Raw genomic sequence first — 18,311 nt, forward strand, 5'->3', positions numbered from 1 at the left:
CGATGGATACCGCTACCGCCATCACCGAACAGGAGTTCGGGCGCTTCCAGCGTTTCATCTTCGAAGCTGCCGGCATCAGCATTTCGTCGGGCAAAAAAGCCATGTTGTGCGGCCGCCTGGGCAAGCGTCTGCGCGAACATCAGTTCAGTAGCTACACGCAGTATCTGCAGTTGCTGGAAAGCCGCCAGGACCGCGAGGAAATCCAGACCGCGATCGATCTGCTCACCACCAACGAAACCTATTTCTTCCGCGAGCCCAAGCACTTCGACCTGCTACGCAAACTGGCCGGCGAGCACCGCGGCGGCTTGCCGTTCCGTTGCTGGAGCGCGGCCAGTTCCAGCGGCGAAGAGGCTTACAGCATGGCGATGGTGCTGGACGACACCCTGCAAGGCCGTGCATTCGAGGTGGTCGGCACCGATATCAGCAGCCGTGTGGTAGCCAAGGCCCGCAGCGGGCATTACGCCCTGCAGCGCATCGACGGCATTCCGCAGGCCTATCTCAAGCGTTACTGCCTGCGCGGCCAGGGTGAATACGCCGGCACCCTGCTGGTGGAGCGCCGCCTGCGCGAGCGGGTCAAGTTCGTGCATGCCAATCTCAACGCTGCCCTCCCGATGCTGGGCAGCTTCGATGTGATCTTCCTGCGCAACGTGATGATCTATTTCAATGGCCAGACCAAGCGCGAAGTGATCTTGCGGGTGCTGGCCAACCTAAAACCGGGCGGACACTTCTGCATCGGCCATTCGGAAAGCTTGAGCGAGCTCGATATCGATCTCACCCAGGTGGCACCGTCGATCTTCCGCAAAGCCTGAGTCAGGGATCTCCTGTGTCCACAGCGTTCAATCGCCCCGTCACCAATCCCAAGACCATCAAGGCCATGGTGGTCGACGATTCGGCGGTGGTACGCCAGGTCCTGGTGGGGGTGCTCAACGAGGCGCCCGGCATCGAGGTGATCGCCACTGCCGCAGATCCGTTGCTGGCCATCGAAAAGATGCGCCAGCAGTGGCCGGATGTCATCGTGCTGGACGTGGAAATGCCACGCATGGACGGCATCACCTTCCTGCGCAAGATCATGAGCGAGCGCCCCACCCCGGTGGTGATCTGCTCCACGCTCACCGAAAAAGGCGCGCGCGTGACCATGGATGCGCTGGCCGCCGGCGCGGTGGCAGTGGTGACAAAACCGCACCTGGGCTTGAAGCAGTTCCTCACCGATTCGGCCGACGAGCTGGTCGCCACCGTGCGCAGCGCTGCACGCGCCAACGTCAAGCGCCTGGCCGCGCGCGTCACTGCCGTGCCGCTGGAAGCGGAGGTCAAACACACTGCCGACGTGATCCTGCCGGCGCAGACCGGGCGTGCGTTGGCGCAGACCACCGAGCGCATCGTCGCCATCGGCACCTCCACCGGCGGCACCCAGGCGCTGGAAGAAGTGCTCACCGCCCTGCCGCGCGTGTGCCCGGGCATCGTGATCGTGCAGCACATGCCGGAGAAATTCACCGCCGCCTTCGCCGCACGCCTCAACAGTCTGTGCCAGATCGCAGTGAAAGAGGCCGCCAACAACGACCGCGTGATGCCGGGGCGCGCGTTGATCGCACCGGGCGGCAAACATCTGCTGTTGCGCCGCAGTGGCGCGCAATATTTCGTCGAGGTGGTGGAAGGCCCGCCGGTCAACCGGCACCGCCCGTCGGTGGATGTGCTGTTCCGCTCTGCCGCGCGTGCGGCCGGCAGCAATGCGCTCGGCATCATCATGACCGGCATGGGCGACGACGGCGCCGCCGGCCTGCTGGAAATGCGCCAGGCCGGCGCGCGCACGGTGGCGCAGGACGAACACACCAGCATCGTGTTCGGCATGCCCAAGGAAGCGATCAAACGTGGCGGTGCGGACCGCATCCTGCCGCTGGGCGCAATGGCGCGGGAGATCGTGACGCAGCTGCAGTAGGCGCCGCCCCGCAAGCGCACCGGCACCGCCATCGATGTGGCAGACGAACGTGCGCAGGCACCACCTCACAGCGCACGGAGACTGCGGCAAACGCGGCATCCCGGTGTCCGCCACACAGGCCATGTCTTCCAACCACAGGCCGCACCGCCGCTGTATCGGCGTGCAAGGCAACCTAAAGATTCGCCGTCGCTGCCGCTAACCTGATTGAAGACCCAGCATTGCGCGGGTCACCCGAGGCGGTGGTATCCCCGCCCCGGGACCGGAGGTGCACCATGACGACGCGCGATCTCAACGACGGTCTGTTTATCGATCCGGTCAGTGTGGACTCGGTCATTGTCGACCCCGTGATCGAAGCAGGCGCCAATATCGGCTGTGCTGGATTGGTAGCACCCGCTGCCGATGGCACCGAGGACGCACACTGCGACCAGCCACAGCTCCAACAGCTGCCGGCCATGCATTGCCCACAAGCAGAGCTTCGCCCCGACTGGGCACAGGCGCGTGCAGCTTTGCTCGCGCCGCCCGACTCGCATCGCGCCGCTGGCGATGCGCAGGCGAGCGTGGAATACAACGCTCTACGTCACCGCCTGCACTAACAGCGGCAACACCAGGTAGTCAGCCGGGTTTGCAACGTGCGCTCACAACCGGCATGTACGCGTGGTACATGCCGTAGCGAGCAGCGGACGCGCCTGCCTGGCGATGAGCGCCGTCGTTGTTGTCAGCCGCAACACGTCACCGTAAGCGTTCGACATGCGCTACTTGCGCATGCGCCGGCAAGTCTTACAGCTGCGAATCCAACGGCAGCCACCCAAGCACCTTCGCCGCACTCCGGCGCCAGACACTGGCTTCCGGCTCGTGCGTCCAGATCCGCGGCGGCTGCGCGGCATCGTCGTGCCAGCGCAACGCGCACTGTTCCAGGGTGACCCGGTAACTCACCGGCGCACTGACCTTGTGGTTGTACAAGCGCTCGAGCTCGGCGGTGACGGTGCGATCTTCGAACAGCAAGCCCATCTCGGTATTGAGATTCATCGAGCGCGGGTCGAGATTGAACGAGCCGATGAAACCGCGCGTGTCGTCCACCACAAACGCCTTGGTGTGCAGGCTGGCACCGCTGGACCCGAACAGACTCCCGCCCGGCTTGCCCATCGGCTTGAGCTCATGCAGGCGCACGCCCTGCTGCAGCAGCGGTACGCGGTAATCGGCATAGCCGCTGTGCACGGCCACCACATCGTTGGCCGCCAGCGAATTGGTCAGGATGTTCACGCGCACCTTGTGCCCACGCAGATCGCCGATCCAGCGCATGCCCTCATCGCCCGGCACGAAGTACGGCGAGATCACCTTCAACTCGCGCTGCGCATGCGCCATCTCGCCGATCAACACCGGCGTCATCCAGTCCGCTTGCGGCTCGGCGCCGTCGGCCTTTTGCGGCGGGTCGGACACGATGCGCGCATGGGCGAGCCAATGCACCGGGCGGTCGCCCTGCATCAAGGCTTGTACGCTGGGCGAACGGCGCAAGCGCTCCACATACGGATGCGCGCGTGCCGAGGCCATGCCGGCATCCAGGCTGCCGCGCAGCGCTTCCAGCGCCTGAGGCGTTGCGGCCACCAGCGCGGCCAGCGGCAAGGCATTCGGGCTATTCCAGTACGCATCGAAGTTGCGTTCGGCCTGCTGCACCGTCGGCCCCATCACGGCCGCGTCCATGTCCATGAAATTGGTATCGCGCGCGGCATCGAAATATTCGTCGCCCACATTGCGCCCACCCACCACCGCAATGCGTCCATCGGCAATCCAGGCCTTGTTGTGCATGCGCCGGTTGATGCTGAACATACGCAGCACCATCTCTACGCCGCGCATCAGCGTGCCTTCGCGCGCGCGGGTGGGATTGAACAGTCGGATCTCGATCATCGGGTGGCTGTCGAGCGCCGCCAATACCGAATCGCTGCCGTGGATATTCATGTCGTCCAGCAGCAACCGCACCCGCACACCGCGGTCGGCCGCGCGCAGCAGCTCGTTGTGCAACAGGTTGCCGGTGAAATCGGCATGCCAGATGTAGTACTGCAGGTCCAGGCTGCGACCGGCCGCACGCGCGGTGAGCGCACGCACCGCAAACGCATCGATATTGTCGGACAGGATCACCATGCCCGTCTGGTCGGCATGCGCGTGCTGCAATGGCGCAACCACCCGGTCGATCGGTGTCGCCACGGCAGTCGCCGGTAACGCGTGACTCACCGGGCCGCGTTGGCGATCGGCAAAACGGCCGTAGCCGTACAACGACAGCGCGCTGCCCAGCACAAACACCAGCATGCCGATGCCGGTCCATTTGAAGACGTTACGCTTGGTCACTGCCGGGCCCGGAATTGCCAGCGCGGCAGTGTAGATGCTGCGCAGCGAGCTGCGTGTGCAGAGGCTGCCACGCAAGCGAGCTCAACAACCCTGCAAAACAAGCGGTTTTGCGTTGGCGGCCATCGCTACGATTGCTCGCACGCCACCTCTGCATCGACGAGCAAGCACCGATTCCACCGACGTATTCGGCCGCCCACCTTGACGGTTGATGTCGGCACGGCAAACAAGCGGCCGCTTGACCTCTGCCGCGATCAGGAAACGATTGCGCCCACAACGGCGAGCGCACTCGTTAAAATACCCGCGTTTACCAGATCGCCACGCGATCCTTCTCCGCGCGCACCATCGCATCGCCTGGCTTGCACTGAAACGCCTGCGCAAACGCCGGCATGTTCGACGGCGCGCCATTGGCGCGGAAATTCGCCGGCGCATGCGGATCGGTGTTCAAGCGCACACGCAGTTCGCCATCGGTGAAGTTGCGACGCCACACCGTTGCCCAGTTCATGAAAAAGCGCTGATCCTGGGTATGGCCATCGACGTCCTTGTTGGCTTCCGGCTGCGCCTTCAGCGCCATCTGCAAGGCATCGTAGGCGACGGTCAGGCCGCCCAGGTCGCCGATGTTTTCGCCAAGCGTCAGCTTGCCTTTGACGTGCTCACCGGGAATCGCTTCATAGCCATCGAACTGCGCCACCAACTGATCGGTGCGCTGGGTAAACAGCTTGCGGTCCGCGTCGGTCCACCAGGTGTCAAAGTTGCCCTTGGCATCGAACTGGCTGCCGGAGTCGTCGTAGCCATGCATCATCTCGTGGCCGATCACCGCGCCGATACCGCCGTAATTGAGCGCCGGGTCGGCCTTGGGATCGAAGAACGGCGGCTGCAGGATCGCTGCGGGGAACACGATCTCGTTGCGGGTGGCGTTGTAGTACGCGTTGACCGTCTGCGGGGTCATATGCCACTCGCGCTTGTCGACCGGCTTGCCGATCTTGTCCAGCATGTAGCGATAGTTGAATGCCTGCGCGGCCTGCATATTTGCCAGGAATCCATCGCCACGCGTCTCCAGGCCCGACCAGTCGCGCCATTGATCCGGATAGCCGATCTTGGGCGTGAAGCTGGCCCATTTTTCCAACGCGCGTTGCTTGGTGTCCGCGCTCATCCAGTCGAGCTTTTCCAGCCGTGCCTTCAAGGCGGCCGACAGGTTCTGCACCAGCTGCTGCATCTGCTCCTTCGATTCGGCGGGAAATGCGGACTGCACATACAGCTGGCCCAGCGCCTCGCCCATCGCGTCGTTGACCGCATTCAAGGTGCGCTTCCAGCGCGGCAGCATGTCCTGCTGGCCACGCAGCGTCTTCGCATAGAAATCGAAGTTGGCCTGCTCGAACGGCTTGGCCAGATACGGCGCCGCCTCGTCGATGCTGTGGAAACGCAGGTACGCCTTCCAGGTCTCCACCGGCGTGTCGGCAAGCATCGCATCGAGCTCGGCGAAGTAGCCCGGCTGGCTCAGCGAGAAGGTGCCGGCCGGCACCTTGAGCGCTTTGAAGAACACCTGCCAGTCGAAGTGCGGCGTCACTGCGTTGGCACCGGCGACATCGACCGGGTTGTAGCGCTTGGCCGGGTCGCGCAACTCGATACGCGACAGCGAGGCGGCAGCCAGCCGGGTCTCGAATGCCATCACCGCCTTGGCCTGCGTGGCCGCCTGCGCGGCGGGAATGCCGGACAGCTCCAGCACGCGCGCGATGTAGGCCACGTACTGCTCGCGGATCTTGGCCTGCGCCGGATCGGTGTAATAGCCCTTCTCCGGCAGGCCCAGACCGCCCTGCCCTGCATAGGCGATCATCTGTTCGGAATTCTTGTAGTCGGCATTGGCACCGAACGAGAACATGAAGCCCTGGCCCTGCGCGTAGCTGTCGCGCAGCCACGCTGCGATGGCAGGCGCATCGGTCAGCGCATCGATGGCCTTCAATTGCGGCTGCAACGGCGTAATGCCGGCCTTATCGATGGCCGCCTCGTCCGATCCGGTCCGCCACAGGTCGGCGATCTTGGCATCCACCGAGCCGGCCGACAGATTGCCGCGCGCCAACTGCTCCACCAGCGCGTGCTGGATGGTCAACGAGCGCTCGGCAAGCACTTCGAAGCTGCCCCAGCTGCTGCGATCGGACGGCACCGGGTTCGCCTTGAGCCACTTGGCGTTGACGAAGCCGTTGAGGTCCTGGCACGCATTGATGGACGAATCCAGATCGTTGCTGCCGAACGCCACGATCGGCGCGTCCAGTTTGGAGACATCCACACGCGCCGGCGCAGCCCGGTTGGTCTCCGGCGCTGCCTTGGCGGTGTCCTCGGAGGCACCACAGGCCGACAGCGTGACCGCAATGGCCACCGCAAGCGACAGCGGTGCGAACTTGCTCAACTTCATTCAATTCTCCAAGGCATGACCGCGCATGCGCGGTCGAAAAAAGTCGACAGCCCGCCAGGAATCGCTGGCGAAGCGCGGCGCATCAAACGGCGCTCGCATCATCGTCAGTCACTCCCTAACCGGCCGCACCAGCTCACTGCAGCGGCACCGCAACGCCCTAACGTCCGCTGCCGCGCCTGATCGAAAGTCATTGCAACCACACACTGCGTGCGCGTCCGTCACCAACGCCGCAACACGCTGCTTCAAGCATCGAGCGCCATCGCATGCCGTCAACGCCGCGCGTAGAACGGCGCCATCAACAGGTACACCGGATACGCCAGCAGCATGAGCACCAGCGCAACCTCGTGCCCGGACGCGGCATTGGCCCATGCCTCCATCTGCGACGATGGCCCGAACAACCCGAATGCCAGCACCGCCACACCAATCACACAGATCAGCAGCGCCACCAGCAAGGCCTCGCTGGAGACGCTGCCAGCGGCCAACGTCCCGAATGCAGCGCTGGCGCCTGCCAGCACTATCCCCACCGTGACCAGATAGGCGCGGCAGTAGGTGGAGCTCATTTTTTGGTGTCGTCGTCTGGCGGACATCCTGTCGTCCCTGCATGCATGGCACGCCGGGCGCTGAACCACGCAGCACCCGGCGTACCGAGTCGAATCGCCGCAGCGCGCTCGCCGCGCTGTGGACACTCCACGCCGCGCATGGATGCGCGACATTAGGAACAGGCCTACTTCGCCTTGCCCTGATTGGCCACTGCTTCGGCAGCGCGCTTGGCCGCTTCCGGGTCGCCCAGGTAACGGAAGCTGCGCACCTGCAGATCGTCGTCCAGCTCGAACAGCAACGGAATGCCGGTGGGGATGTTGAGCTCCAGGATCTGCTCGTTGGAGACAGCGTTGAGGTATTTGTACAGCGCGCGCAGCGAGTTGCCGTGCGCGGTCACCAGTACGGTCTGCCCGGCCTTCAACTGCGGCGCGATCGCGTCGTGCCAGTACGGCAACACGCGCACCAGCGTGGTCGCCAGCGACTCGGTGCCCGGCAATGCATTGCGATCCAGCGTGGCGTAGCGACGGTCGTGGCACGGGTGCCCCGGATCGTTGACGTCCATTGCCGGCGGCGGGATGTCATACGAACGGCGCCAGATCTTGACCTGCTCTTCGCCGTGCTTGGCCGCGGTTTCGGCCTTGTCCAGCCCCTGCAGGCCGCCGTAATGGCGCTCGTTGAGGCGCCAACTCTTGGACACCGGCAGCCAGTCCTGATCGAGCTCCTTCAACGCGCCCTGCAACGTGTGGATGGCGCGCTTGAGCACCGAGGTGTGGGCGACATCGAACTGCAGCCCTTCGTCCTTCATCAGCTTGCCGGCCGCGGTAGCTTCCTGGCGGCCCTGCTCGGTGAGGTCCACATCCACCCAGCCGGTGAAACGGTTGTCCAGGTTCCATTGGCTCTGGCCATGGCGCAGCAGTACGAGTTTGCGGGTCACTACGGTTCTCCGATTGGGGGCCGATCAGCCTGGGATTGTAGCGGCAGCCAGCGCATCGCTGGCGTGCACGAGCCGCCCACGTGCGGCGCGCGATGCTGCGGCCATGTCGAACATCGCTCCCGTATTCGCCGATTGGGACGGCAGCGCCGCACAGGCGCGACAGTTGCAGCAGCAACTGGCACAGCGCGTGGTGTTGCAGGACGAAGTCGTCGCAACGCCGCAGTGGCTGGCCGGCTTCGATGTCGGCTTCGAAGACGACGGGCAGACCACGCGTGCCGCCGCCGTGCTGCTGGATGCGCAGACCCTGCTTCCGTTGGAAACGCATGTGGCGCGCGCGCCCACCTCGATGCCGTATGTGCCGGGCCTGCTCAGCTTCCGCGAATTGCCGGCATTACTGCAGGCGCTGGCACTGCTGTCGCGCACGCCGGATCTGGTGTTCGTCGATGGTCAGGGCATCGCGCATCCGCGCAAGTTGGGCATTGCTGCGCACTTCGGCGTGGTCACGGGCTTGCCGAGCATCGGCGTGGCCAAGCAACGGCTGGTCGGCAACTTTGTCGACCCCGGCCCGGAGCGCGGCGCGCATAGCCGCATCCTGCTCGGCGGCATGCAGATCGGCTGGGCATTGCGCAGCAAGCCGCGCTGCAATCCGCTGATCGTCTCGCCCGGGCATCGCGTCTCGATGCAAGGCGCGCTCGACTGGACCCTGCGCACGCTGCGTGGCTATCGCCTGCCCGAACCCACGCGTCTGGCCGATCGGCTGGCGTCGCGGCGTGGCGAGATCGATCTGCCTGTACAGGCGAGCCTGCTGTAACACCGATCCAGCGCGCCAGCGCCATGCGGTCGACCTCGGCACCGCCGCACTATCGCCGCGGCGCACGCAGAACATTCCATTTTGATCGACGGCGCTGCGACGGCGTGGCGTGCATGCGAAGCTTTGGCTCCCATTCGTCACGAGCCACCGCCATGACCACTCTGATCGCTCCACGCGTCCACGACATCGGCGGGCTGCAAGTGCGTCGCGCGGTGCCCACCTTGCAGGCGCGCAGCGTGGGCCCGTTCGTGTTCGTCGATCATATGGGCCCGGCGGTGCTGGAGCCGGACCATGGCATCGACGTGCGCCCGCATCCGCATATCGGCCTGGCCACCGTGACCTTCCTGTGGGCGGGCGAGATCGGCCACCGCGACACGCTCGGCTCCGATCAGGTAATCCGCCCCGGCGACGTCAACTGGATGACTGCCGGCCGCGGCATTGCCCATTCCGAACGCACGCCCGGCCCCGAGCGCGCACGCGAACATGCACTGCATGGCATGCAGACCTGGATCGCGCTGCCGCGCTCGGCCGAAGAAACCGCGCCGGCCTTCCACCACCATGCCGCCGCCAGCCTGCCGCAGCAGCGCCGCGATGGCGTGTGGCTGCGGGTGATCGCCGGCCGCGCCTATGGCGAAGAATCGCCGGTGCAGGTGTTCAGCGGCACCCTCAATGTGGCGCTGGATCTGGCCCCGGATGCCGAAATCGATCTGGACACCGGCCACGCCGAACGCGCGTTGTACATCCTGGAAGGCGAGGCGCAGCTGGATGGCGCCGACGTGCCGGCGCGCCACCTGATCGTGCCCTCGCCCGGCGCGCGCGGGCGCCTGCGCGCCAAGACCCCCCTCAAGGCCATGCTGCTCGGCGGCGAGCCGCTGGATGGCCCGCGTCATCTGTGGTGGAACTTCGTGTCCAGCTCCAAGGAGCGTATCGAACAGGCCAAGGAAGACTGGCAGGCCGGGCGCTTCGGCAGCATTCCCGGCGACGACAAGGAATGCATCCCGCTGCCGGAAGCGCCGGCACCCCATCCGGTCAATTACCCCTGAAACCATGCGCGAATTCGGCATGGCGAACACAACCGCACCAGGTCTCGCAACGGGAGTGCCGCGTCACACAAGCGATGCCAGGCATCGATGCGACCCATCTTGAGCACGCCCACACATCTGTGGTAGTGATACCGCGTAGTCGGAGCACGTCGCGTGGACGGCACGCTCGAGCGGGGAGCTTGGGACGGTGCAGCGGCACGAAAGACGACGTCGCCCTGCATTGTCATCCATCGCCGGGGAACACTTGAATGAAGTCCGCATCCTGCCTGTTCGGCCTGTCATTGCTGCTGGCCGCCGCAACCGCCCACGCCCAGACCTCGCCGGTCTGCCCGCCCTTGCCGCCCGCATCGGGACTGCAATGGAACGAGCTGGCCGGTGCCGACTATCTGGTCTGCAAGGCGGTCACCGCCGACGGCCGCCAGGTGGTGGGCGTGATGCTCACCACCCGCGACCCGGCCATGACCCTGGCCCGCGACCGCCGTGCCGAAAAAGGCCAGCTCCAGCAGGAAGACTTCTACTGGTACAAGCTCGATCTGGGCGGCCGTGAGATGCCGGGCATGGAATCGCGCCGCGTCACCGTGGTGGAGCTGGGCAAGAAGCGCTACGCACAACTCTGGATCGACGGCGCCAGCAGCGAAGAACTCGCCTCGATGCAATCGCTGGTGCAGGCGATGGACCTGCAGCCGGCCAGTCTTGCGTTGCAGCGCTGAGGCAACGCGGGTCGCTGCGTGGCGTGATGCCGCGCGTGCATCGCGCAGTAGCTGCGCGGCAGTTTAGCGCCTGCCGTGCTGATGGCCTGACTAATGGCCGCGAGTCACCGCATCCAGACGAGATGCGGTGACGCTCGACACACTCAGGCCGCGGGGTTGCCGGCAGCTTCCGCCGCCTGCAAGCGACTGGAAATACGCACCTCGCCAGTCAAGAGCCGATGGATCGGGCATTTATCGGCCACTTCCATCAAGCGCGCGCGTTGCGCGTCATCCAGTGCGCCTTCGAGCACGATCTCACGGCTGATGTCGGTGCCTGCTGCACCACGTTGGGTGTAATGCAGATGCACGTGCACCGCCGTCAACGGCCACTGTTTGCGTGCCGCCACCATCGACACCGTGATGGCGGTGCACGCGCCCAACGCCCCGAGCACTTGCGACTCCGGATCCGGCCCGGCATCGGTGCCGCCGTTTGCCGGCTGGGTGTCGCCCACCCAGCGGTGCTGCCCGTCGTGAATGGTGACGGTGTACGGCACCGCTTCGGTACTGACATGGACGGGGCGGTCACTCATGACACTCTCCTGCGCTGTATGACGTGGACACGGTTAGAACCGCCCTTCCTGGAAATCGACGAACGCCTGCATCAATTCCTGCTTGGTGTTCATCACGAACGGGCCATGCCGCATCACCGGTTCGTTGAGCGGGCGGCCGGCCACCAGAATCAGCTGCGCGCCCTGCCCACCAGCGCGCAGCGTCAACCGCTCGCCACCGCCCAGCACTGCCAGTTCCTGCGCAGGCAGCGTGCGCGAAGCATCGCCTTCGCCCACTGCAACGTCGCCTTCAAACGCATACGCAAACGCGTTGTGTCCGCCGGGCAGCAGGTAATCCCACGCCGTATCCGGTGCCAGGGCGATATCCAGATACACCGGGCTGGTCGCAGGTTGCACGATCGGGCCGATCACCTCGCCCACGGCGCCGGCAATCACCTTGACCGTCACGCCGGGCGCAGGCTGCGCCACCGGGATATGGTCGGGCGCGTATTCCTGGTACTTGGGCTCGGTCATCTTGTCGCGCGCAGGCAGGTTCACCCATAGCTGAAAGCCGCGCATGCGCCCGGATTCCTGCTCCGGCATTTCCGAATGGATCAGCCCGCGGCCGGCGGTCATCCACTGCACGCTGCCCGGTGTCAGCAGGCCTTCGTTGCCGTGGTTGTCCTTGTGGCGCATGCGCCCGTCGAGCATGTAGGTCACCGTCTCGAAGCCGCGATGCGGGTGGCTCGGAAAACCGCCGATGTAGTCCTCGGCCTTTTCGGTGCCGAACTCGTCGAGCATCAGAAACGGGTCCAGATCCGGCAGCTGCTGGGTGCCGATGACGCGGGTCAGCTTGACGCCGGCGCCGTCGGAGGTCGGCATGCCGCGGATGGTGCGCAGCACATGCGCCGCGGTCGTGGTGGTGGTGCTCATTGCGTTGTCCCTGTGCAGTGTGTCGGTGCGCCAATGATGGGTGCGCATGCTGCAGCGCCCAACCACGGCCGTTGCAACCGATCGTTCCAAACGTCGGCCCCGTGCGGCGGGCGCTAGCGCACCATCTGCCCGAACACTCTACGACCAAAGTTTTACCCTGCCGCGAAACGCTGCCATTGACCGCAGCCGGGCACGGGGGGACCCTTGAGCGAATCGTTCCTGAGGGGCATGCATGAAAGGGTTCTCGAAGCTGGCCTGGGGCGCACTCGCGCTGCTGGCTGCGTTCTGTCTGGGTACCGTGGCGCTGCGGCGTGGCGAGCACATCAATGCGCTATGGATCGTGGTGGCGGCGGTGTCGATCTATCTGATCGCCTACCGGTTCTACAGCCTGTTCATCGCCGACAAGGTGATGCAGCTCGACCCCACCCGCGCCACGCCGGCGGTGTCCAACAACGACGGTCTGGACTACGTGCCCACCAACAAGCACGTGCTGTTCGGCCACCACTTTGCCGCCATTGCCGGCGCCGGGCCGTTGGTCGGCCCGGTGCTCGCCGCGCAGATGGGCTACCTGCCCGGCCTGCTGTGGCTGGTAGTCGGCGTGGTGTTTGCCGGCGCGGTGCAGGACTTTGTGGTGCTGTTCCTGTCCTCGCGCCGCAACGGCCGCTCGCTGGGCGATCTGGTGCGCGAAGAGATGGGCCAGGTGCCCGGCACCATCGCGCTGTTCGGCGCCTTCCTGATCATGATCATCATCCTGGCGGTGCTGGCGATGGTGGTGGTCAAGGCGTTGGCCGAGAGCCCGTGGGGCATGTTCACGGTGATCGCCACCATGCCCATCGCGATCATGATGGGCGTGTACATGCGCTACATCCGCGTCGGCAAGATCGGCGAGATTTCGGTGGTCGGGCTGATCCTGTTGCTGGGCGCAATCTGGCTGGGCGGCAAGGTCGCCGCCGACCCGACCTGGGGGCCGGCCTTCACCTTTACCGCCAAGCAGATCACCTGGATGCTGATCGGCTACGGTTTCGTCGCCTCGGTGCTGCCGGTATGGCTGCTGCTGGCACCGCGCGATTACCTGTCCACCTTCCTCAAGATCGGCACGATTCTGGCGCTGGCCATCGGCATCCTGGTGGTCATGCCCGATCTCAAGATGCCGGCCCTGACCCAGTTCGCCTCCACCGGCGACGGCCCGGTCTGGAAAGGCGGCATCTTCCCGTTCCTGTTCATCACCATCGCCTGCGGTGCGGTCTCCGGCTTCCATGCGTTGATCGCCTCCGGCACCACGCCCAAGCTGCTCGCTAACGAAGGCCACATGCGCTACATCGGCTACGGCGGCATGCTGATGGAATCGTTCGTGGCAGTGATGGCGCTGGTGGCGGCCTCGATCATCGAGCCCGGTATCTACTTCGCCATGAACAGCCCCGCTTCGCTGGTCGGTACCGACACCATTGCGGTTGCGGCCAAGGTCTCCGAATGGGGCTTTGCGATCACCCCGGACGTGCTGGAAGCCACCGCCAGGGACATCGGCGAGCACAGCATCCTGGCCCGCGCCGGCGGCGCACCCACGTTGGCGGTGGGCATCGCGCAGATCCTGCACCAGCTATTGCCGGGCGAGGACACCATGGCGTTCTGGTACCACTTCGCCATCCTGTTCGAAGCCCTGTTCATCCTGACCGCGGTGGATGCGGGCACGCGTGCGGGCCGCTTCATGCTGCAGGACCTGCTGGGCAACTTCATCCCGGCGCTGAAGAAAACCGAATCGTGGACCGCCAACATCATCGCCACCGCTGGCTGCGTGGCGCTGTGGGGCTATCTGCTCTACACCGGCGTGATCGATCCGTTCGGCGGCATCCAGACGCTGTGGCCGTTGTTCGGAATCTCCAACCAGATGCTGGCGGGTATCGCGTTGATGCTCGGCACCGTGGTGCTGTTCAAGATGAAGCGCGACCGCTATGCGTGGGTCACCATCGTGCCGGCGCTGTGGCTGTTGCTGTGCACGACCTACGCCGGGCTGATCAAGATCTTCGACAGCAACCCGGCGCAGGGCTTCCTGGCGCAGGCGCACAAGTACCAGGCCGCCATCGCCAGCAACACCATCACCGCACCGGCCAAGACCGTGCCGCAGATGCAGCAGATCGTCACCAATGCCTACGTCAACACCGGGCTGACCGTGCTGTTTCTGTTCGTGGTCGGCTCGGTCCTGATCTATGCGGTCAAGACGATCGTGATTGCGCGCCGCAACCCGCAGCGCAGCGACCGCGAAACCCCTTACGTGGCCTTGCAGCCACATCAGATGGCGGATCTGTAATGGGCACCCAACTCGTTCTTGCCAGCCAATATCAGGTGCATCGCCGCATTTGGCGGCGGCTCATCCAAACCGCGCGCCTGTGCTGCGGCATTCCCGACTACGACAACTACGTGCGGCACATGCTGGAAAAACACCCCGACAAACCGGTGATGGATTACTCCGCGTTCTTCCGCGAGCGGCAGGACGCACGCTACGGCGGCAAGAGCGGGTTTCGCTGCTGCTGACCGGTGGATCGACCGATGCAAATGCAACAGGGCGCGATGCGAATCGCGCCCTGTTGCGTTGATGGCTTGAGTTTTCGATCGGCGCATCTACGGCTTGGCTGCAGGGTCCCTGCCCGCCCACCGTCGCGGGACAGGCAGCAAGGTAAAGCGGCTGATATGCGGCTTGGCTGCAAGGCCCCTTGCCCGCTCACCATCGCGGGACACGCTGCAAGTACGTCCTTGTAAGCTCTTACGCGGCATCCATGCCGCGTAAGGTCCCGCGACGGTGAGCGGGCAAGGACCGGTCGAGATTGTCGGTGTGCAAGATGCAATCAATGCATGCGGTACTTCTAATTCGCTAACGCTCATGTCGTTACGACCCCGCAGCAGCAAGCCAATGCAACTAGCCAGATGGCCCGCTTTTCACCTAGCGACCGACCAACTCTCTGGTGCGGTGTCCTCACCGATTGCGGGACCGTGTGGCGGCATGGATGCCGCCACCGAGCCCCCAGGGACGGGTTCACGGCGTGTCTCGCAAGCGGTGAGGGCATCGCACGCTCGACCAACTAGGCTTTCGATCCAAGCATGTGACCGCAGCCAAACGATGCTGCGACCCGACATCCTCAACCAGCGCGCGTTTGCGCGAGCCGCTCGAACAACGCGGGCAAATCGCGCATATCGTCGAACACCTCGCGCACGCCGATCCGACGCAAGGTGTCGCCGTGCCCCTGCGGAATATGGCTGGCACCGGTAAAACCCAGCACCTGCATGCCTGCCGCCAGCGCAGCGGTCGCACCGGTGGGGCTGTCTTCGATCACCAGGCACCGCTCCGGCGCCACACCGGCCGTGCGGGCGGCCAGCAAATACACATCCGGCGCCGGCTTGGGCCGCTCCACCATGTCGGCACTGAAGACTCGCCCTGCCGCACGCGCCGTGAGTCCGGCCCGCTCCACCGATGCGATCACGTTGTGGCGGCGGCTGTTGGAGGCCACTGCCAGCGGCAGCGGAATCTGCTCCAGCGCCTCGCGCACGCCGGGAATCGGCTGCACCTCGGCGCTGATCAAGGCCTCGCTGCGTGCCTGGATCTGCGCCAGCAAGGCCTCGGGCAACTGCAGCGCAAAGTGCTCTTCCACCCGCCGCAACACCTCGCGCGTGGTCTGCCCAAAGGTGGTTTCCAGTAGATGTTCCACCGGTTCGGCCGGCACAAACGCCGCCAGCGCCTCGCGCATCACCCGGTCGGCCAGTATTTCGCTGTCGACAAGAACCCCATCGCAGTCACTGATCAGTAGCTCGTACGCCATTGCACCCATCTGCTCGCAAAGCGCCATTATGCCGGCCGTGTCGTGACCGTCGGCTGTGGCGCATTACCCGCGCAGGTGATGGAAACGCGCGTACGCTCCTCAAAAAAGCCCGTCATCAAAGCAGACCCGACCAGACGTCGGGCCTCCGCGCCATGTCACGAAATCTTACCGCTTGCGATTTTTACAGCTGGTAGGATCGGCCTCGCTACGGCCGGACTTGCCGCAGCGCCACCAGGAATGCGATCAGGAGAAGGAGATTTCGATGCAGACGCGATTCCCCACCCTGCTCGTTCTTGCGACCTCGTTTTTCGCGGTCTCATGCACCGCATCGCCCGGTGCCAAGGAGCAAACCACCATGTCAGCTACGCTGCAGGACCACACCGTCGCTTTCCGCGACCCCGGTCTGACCGACATCGCCAACGCCATCGCGCACGGCGACGTTGCACGGATCAAAACACTCGCCCCCACCGTCGATCTGGCCGCACATGGCGATCAGAACGTGACCTTGCTGGAATGGGCAATCTGGAACGAACAACCACGCGCATTGGACGCCCTGCTCGACGCAGGCGCGGACCCATCGTTGCCGGGCATGGACCAGGAAACGGTCGTGCACATGGCCGCCATGGCGCAGGACCCGGAGTACCTGAAGATTCTGCTGCAGCACAAGGCGCCGATCGATGTGATCAGCACGCGTGCCGGCTGGACGCCGCTGTTTCGCGCCGTACAGAGCAAGCGCGATGCGCAGATCGGCCTGTTGCTCGATGCAGGCGCCGACGTTCAGCGGGTCGACCAGACCGGCAACAGCCTGCTGCATCTGGCCGCGCAGAGCGGCGCCGCCAGTCCTGCAGTGCTGCAATTGCTCGAGGCCGGCGTGGACCCCACGGTGCGCAATGCGCAGCAGAAAACCTTCCAGGCGTATTTCTTCACCACGCCGGATCGGCTGCTCAACGCCACCGGACAACAGGTCAGATCGGATGTGCGCGCGTGGTTGAGCGCCCACACCATTCCCGTGGAAAGCAGCCGCTAAGCGCGCTTTCCATACGACGCACGCAAGGAGCCGCGCATGCCCCCGTCAGAATCCACTTCATCCACTGCTGCATCCACTCCGTTCGCAGAGTCGATGCGCGGACAACAACCGCAACCACAGGACCGGCAGTTTCCGGAGCTGCTGCAAGATCTCTACGCCACTGCCAATCAACGCCGCGAAGGCGGCGCCGAAACCTTTGCGCCGCTGTCCAACGGCTGGTCGCGCATGGACGACAGCGCGCTGCAGCAGGCCGGTATCGATCCGGCACTGCTGCACGACGCCAAAAGCGGCTTCGATGCCGCGTTTTATCGCAACGATCAAGGCCAGGTGGTGCTCGGTTTTTGCGGCACCGACGAAGGCAAGGACTGGAAGCACAATATCGGCCAGGGCCTGGGCTTCGACGATGCGCAATATGCATCGGCCATCCAGCTCGGCAGCCAGGCCAAGCAGGCGTTCGGCGACCAGGTGGTGATCTCCGGTCACTCGTTGGGCGGTGGTCTGGCGTCGGCGTCGGCGATGATCAACGACATTCCCGCAGTGACGTACAACGCCGCCGGCGTCAACGACCGCACCCTCGAACGCCAGGGCCTGGACGCGTCGGCAGCCAAGCAGTACGCCAGCGAGGAGCTGATTCGCGGCTACCACGTCAAGAACGAAATCCTCACCCACCTGCAGGAAGACAGCATTCCGCTGAAGTGGACGATGCCCAACGCGGCCGGCCATCAGATCGAATTGCCAGAGCCGGACCCGCTGTCGTTCGGGCAACGCCTGGTGCCCGGCATGATGCTGAAGCATCGTCTGGACCTGCACGGGATGGACTCGGTGATCAAGGCACAGGACATGCAATCGCCCGATCAGGCACGCGGCGCGGCGCTACAGCCGGGCAGCCGGTTGTTCAACGACGCGGTAATGCAGCTGGACGGCCAACGCGAGCGGCTGGGGTTGCACGATGACACGGCGTTTATCAATACCGCCGCCAGCGTGGCCGCGCGTGCAGGCAACGACGGCCTGCAGCGGATCGATCACTTGGTCCCTAACCGCGATGGCGACAGCCTGATTGCGGTGCAAGGCCGCATGGACGACCCGGCGCATCTGCGCAGCCATGTGCAGACCGCGTCCGCTGCCAATGAGCCGGCGCAAGGCAATGTCAGTCAGCTGCAGCAGCAGAACCAGCAGCACGCGCATCAGCCTGCCCAGCAGCAGGAAGAGCAGCGCCGCGTGATCCAGCAATAACGCACGCGGCAACCCGTGCCCACACGCCGTCTTCGTCAGGTGGACGCGTGCGGTGCGGGAGGGT

At 65.0% G+C, this 18,311-nt stretch carries 17 protein-coding genes; 10 read left to right on the forward strand and 7 right to left on the reverse strand.

Translation table 11 applies throughout. The features are described from left to right. The first annotated feature begins 2 nt into the window (after positions 1–2). The 3 genes from ACCQ06_RS15530 to ACCQ06_RS15540 all read left to right on the forward strand — a co-directional run bounded on the left by ACCQ06_RS15530 (position 3) and on the right by ACCQ06_RS15540 (position 2,526). Positions 3–809: a CheR family methyltransferase gene (locus ACCQ06_RS15530; RefSeq protein ID WP_104614586.1), complete on the forward strand. Its 807-nt coding sequence runs from the start codon at positions 3–5 to the stop codon at positions 807–809. Continuing rightward, on the forward strand, positions 806–1,933 hold the full coding sequence (locus ACCQ06_RS15535) for a protein-glutamate methylesterase/protein-glutamine glutaminase (RefSeq protein ID WP_316692618.1): 1,128 nt from the start codon (positions 806–808) through the stop codon (positions 1,931–1,933). The genes ACCQ06_RS15530 and ACCQ06_RS15535 overlap by 4 nt, the downstream gene beginning before the upstream one ends. A gap of 272 nt (positions 1,934–2,205) precedes the next feature. After that, positions 2,206–2,526 carry a hypothetical protein gene (locus tag ACCQ06_RS15540; RefSeq protein WP_228323143.1) on the forward strand — a complete coding sequence of 107 codons (321 nt, stop codon included), beginning with the start codon at positions 2,206–2,208 and terminating at the stop codon, positions 2,524–2,526. Between the two features lie 184 nt (positions 2,527–2,710). Here the strand turns inward: ACCQ06_RS15540 and ACCQ06_RS15545 are convergent, their stop codons facing one another. The 4 genes from ACCQ06_RS15545 to gpmA all read right to left on the reverse strand — a co-directional run bounded on the left by ACCQ06_RS15545 (position 2,711) and on the right by gpmA (position 8,154). Next, entirely contained in the window at positions 2,711–4,273 is a 1,563-nt protein-coding gene (locus ACCQ06_RS15545; RefSeq protein WP_316692619.1) for a phospholipase D family protein, read from the reverse strand. A gap of 304 nt (positions 4,274–4,577) precedes the next feature. Then, positions 4,578–6,680 carry a M13 family metallopeptidase gene (locus ACCQ06_RS15550; protein WP_316687113.1) on the reverse strand — a complete coding sequence of 701 codons (2,103 nt, stop codon included), beginning with the start codon at positions 6,678–6,680 and terminating at the stop codon, positions 4,578–4,580. 269 nt (positions 6,681–6,949) lie between these two features. Beyond that, on the reverse strand, positions 6,950–7,267 hold the full coding sequence (locus ACCQ06_RS15555) for a hypothetical protein (RefSeq protein ID WP_104614582.1): 318 nt from the start codon (positions 7,265–7,267) through the stop codon (positions 6,950–6,952). Between the two features lie 137 nt (positions 7,268–7,404). Beyond that, positions 7,405–8,154 carry a 2,3-diphosphoglycerate-dependent phosphoglycerate mutase gene (gpmA, locus tag ACCQ06_RS15560; protein WP_316687116.1) on the reverse strand — a complete coding sequence of 250 codons (750 nt, stop codon included), beginning with the start codon at positions 8,152–8,154 and terminating at the stop codon, positions 7,405–7,407. Between the two features lie 103 nt (positions 8,155–8,257). Here gpmA and nfi point away from each other — a divergent pair, with 103 nt between their 5' ends. The 3 genes from nfi (at position 8,258) to ACCQ06_RS15575 (ending at position 10,718) form a co-directional block, all read left to right on the forward strand. Further along, positions 8,258–8,965: a deoxyribonuclease V gene (gene nfi, locus ACCQ06_RS15565; protein WP_316687118.1), complete on the forward strand. Its 708-nt coding sequence runs from the start codon at positions 8,258–8,260 to the stop codon at positions 8,963–8,965. 152 nt (positions 8,966–9,117) lie between these two features. Beyond that, positions 9,118–10,008, forward strand: coding sequence for a pirin family protein (locus tag ACCQ06_RS15570; RefSeq protein WP_316687119.1), 891 nt, complete (start codon positions 9,118–9,120; stop codon positions 10,006–10,008). 248 nt (positions 10,009–10,256) lie between these two features. Continuing rightward, positions 10,257–10,718, forward strand: a complete 462-nt coding sequence (locus tag ACCQ06_RS15575) for a hypothetical protein (RefSeq protein ID WP_104614579.1) — start codon at positions 10,257–10,259, stop codon at positions 10,716–10,718. Positions 10,719–10,861: 143 nt separating this feature from the next. Here the strand turns inward: ACCQ06_RS15575 and ACCQ06_RS15580 are convergent, their stop codons facing one another. Next, the gene (locus tag ACCQ06_RS15580; protein ID WP_055849778.1) at positions 10,862–11,287 is read right to left on the reverse strand and encodes an OsmC family protein; all 426 of its coding nucleotides are present in this window, start codon (positions 11,285–11,287) and stop codon (positions 10,862–10,864) included. Between the two features lie 33 nt (positions 11,288–11,320). After that, positions 11,321–12,178: a pirin family protein gene (locus ACCQ06_RS15585; RefSeq protein WP_055849776.1), complete on the reverse strand. Its 858-nt coding sequence runs from the start codon at positions 12,176–12,178 to the stop codon at positions 11,321–11,323. Positions 12,179–12,410: 232 nt separating this feature from the next. Between ACCQ06_RS15585 and ACCQ06_RS15590 the strand changes: the two genes are divergently transcribed. Then, a complete protein-coding gene (locus tag ACCQ06_RS15590) occupies positions 12,411–14,483 on the forward strand; it encodes a carbon starvation CstA family protein (RefSeq protein ID WP_228323148.1) in 2,073 nt (690 codons plus the stop codon). After that, the gene (locus ACCQ06_RS15595) at positions 14,483–14,707 is read left to right on the forward strand and encodes a YbdD/YjiX family protein (RefSeq protein ID WP_316687122.1); all 225 of its coding nucleotides are present in this window, start codon (positions 14,483–14,485) and stop codon (positions 14,705–14,707) included. Before ACCQ06_RS15590 ends, ACCQ06_RS15595 begins: the two co-directional genes overlap by 1 nt. A 602-nt stretch (positions 14,708–15,309) precedes the next feature. On the opposite strand, the gene ACCQ06_RS15600 is transcribed toward ACCQ06_RS15595, so the two are convergent. Continuing rightward, the gene (locus tag ACCQ06_RS15600; protein WP_316687123.1) at positions 15,310–16,014 is read right to left on the reverse strand and encodes an HAD family hydrolase; all 705 of its coding nucleotides are present in this window, start codon (positions 16,012–16,014) and stop codon (positions 15,310–15,312) included. A 190-nt stretch (positions 16,015–16,204) separates the two neighbouring features. Between ACCQ06_RS15600 and ACCQ06_RS15605 the strand changes: the two genes are divergently transcribed. Together ACCQ06_RS15605 and ACCQ06_RS15610 are read left to right on the forward strand one after the other, a co-directional pair. After that, positions 16,205–17,014, forward strand: coding sequence for an ankyrin repeat domain-containing protein (locus tag ACCQ06_RS15605; RefSeq protein WP_211287638.1), 810 nt, complete (start codon positions 16,205–16,207; stop codon positions 17,012–17,014). Between the two features lie 36 nt (positions 17,015–17,050). Then, the gene (locus ACCQ06_RS15610; RefSeq protein WP_104614576.1) at positions 17,051–18,247 is read left to right on the forward strand and encodes a Tle-like phospholipase domain-containing protein; all 1,197 of its coding nucleotides are present in this window, start codon (positions 17,051–17,053) and stop codon (positions 18,245–18,247) included. The last annotated feature ends 64 nt before the right edge of the window (positions 18,248–18,311 follow it).

The organism is Xanthomonas sp. NCPPB 4467, from assembly GCF_041475665.2.
Lineage (GTDB): Bacteria > Pseudomonadota > Gammaproteobacteria > Xanthomonadales > Xanthomonadaceae > Xanthomonas > Xanthomonas dyei.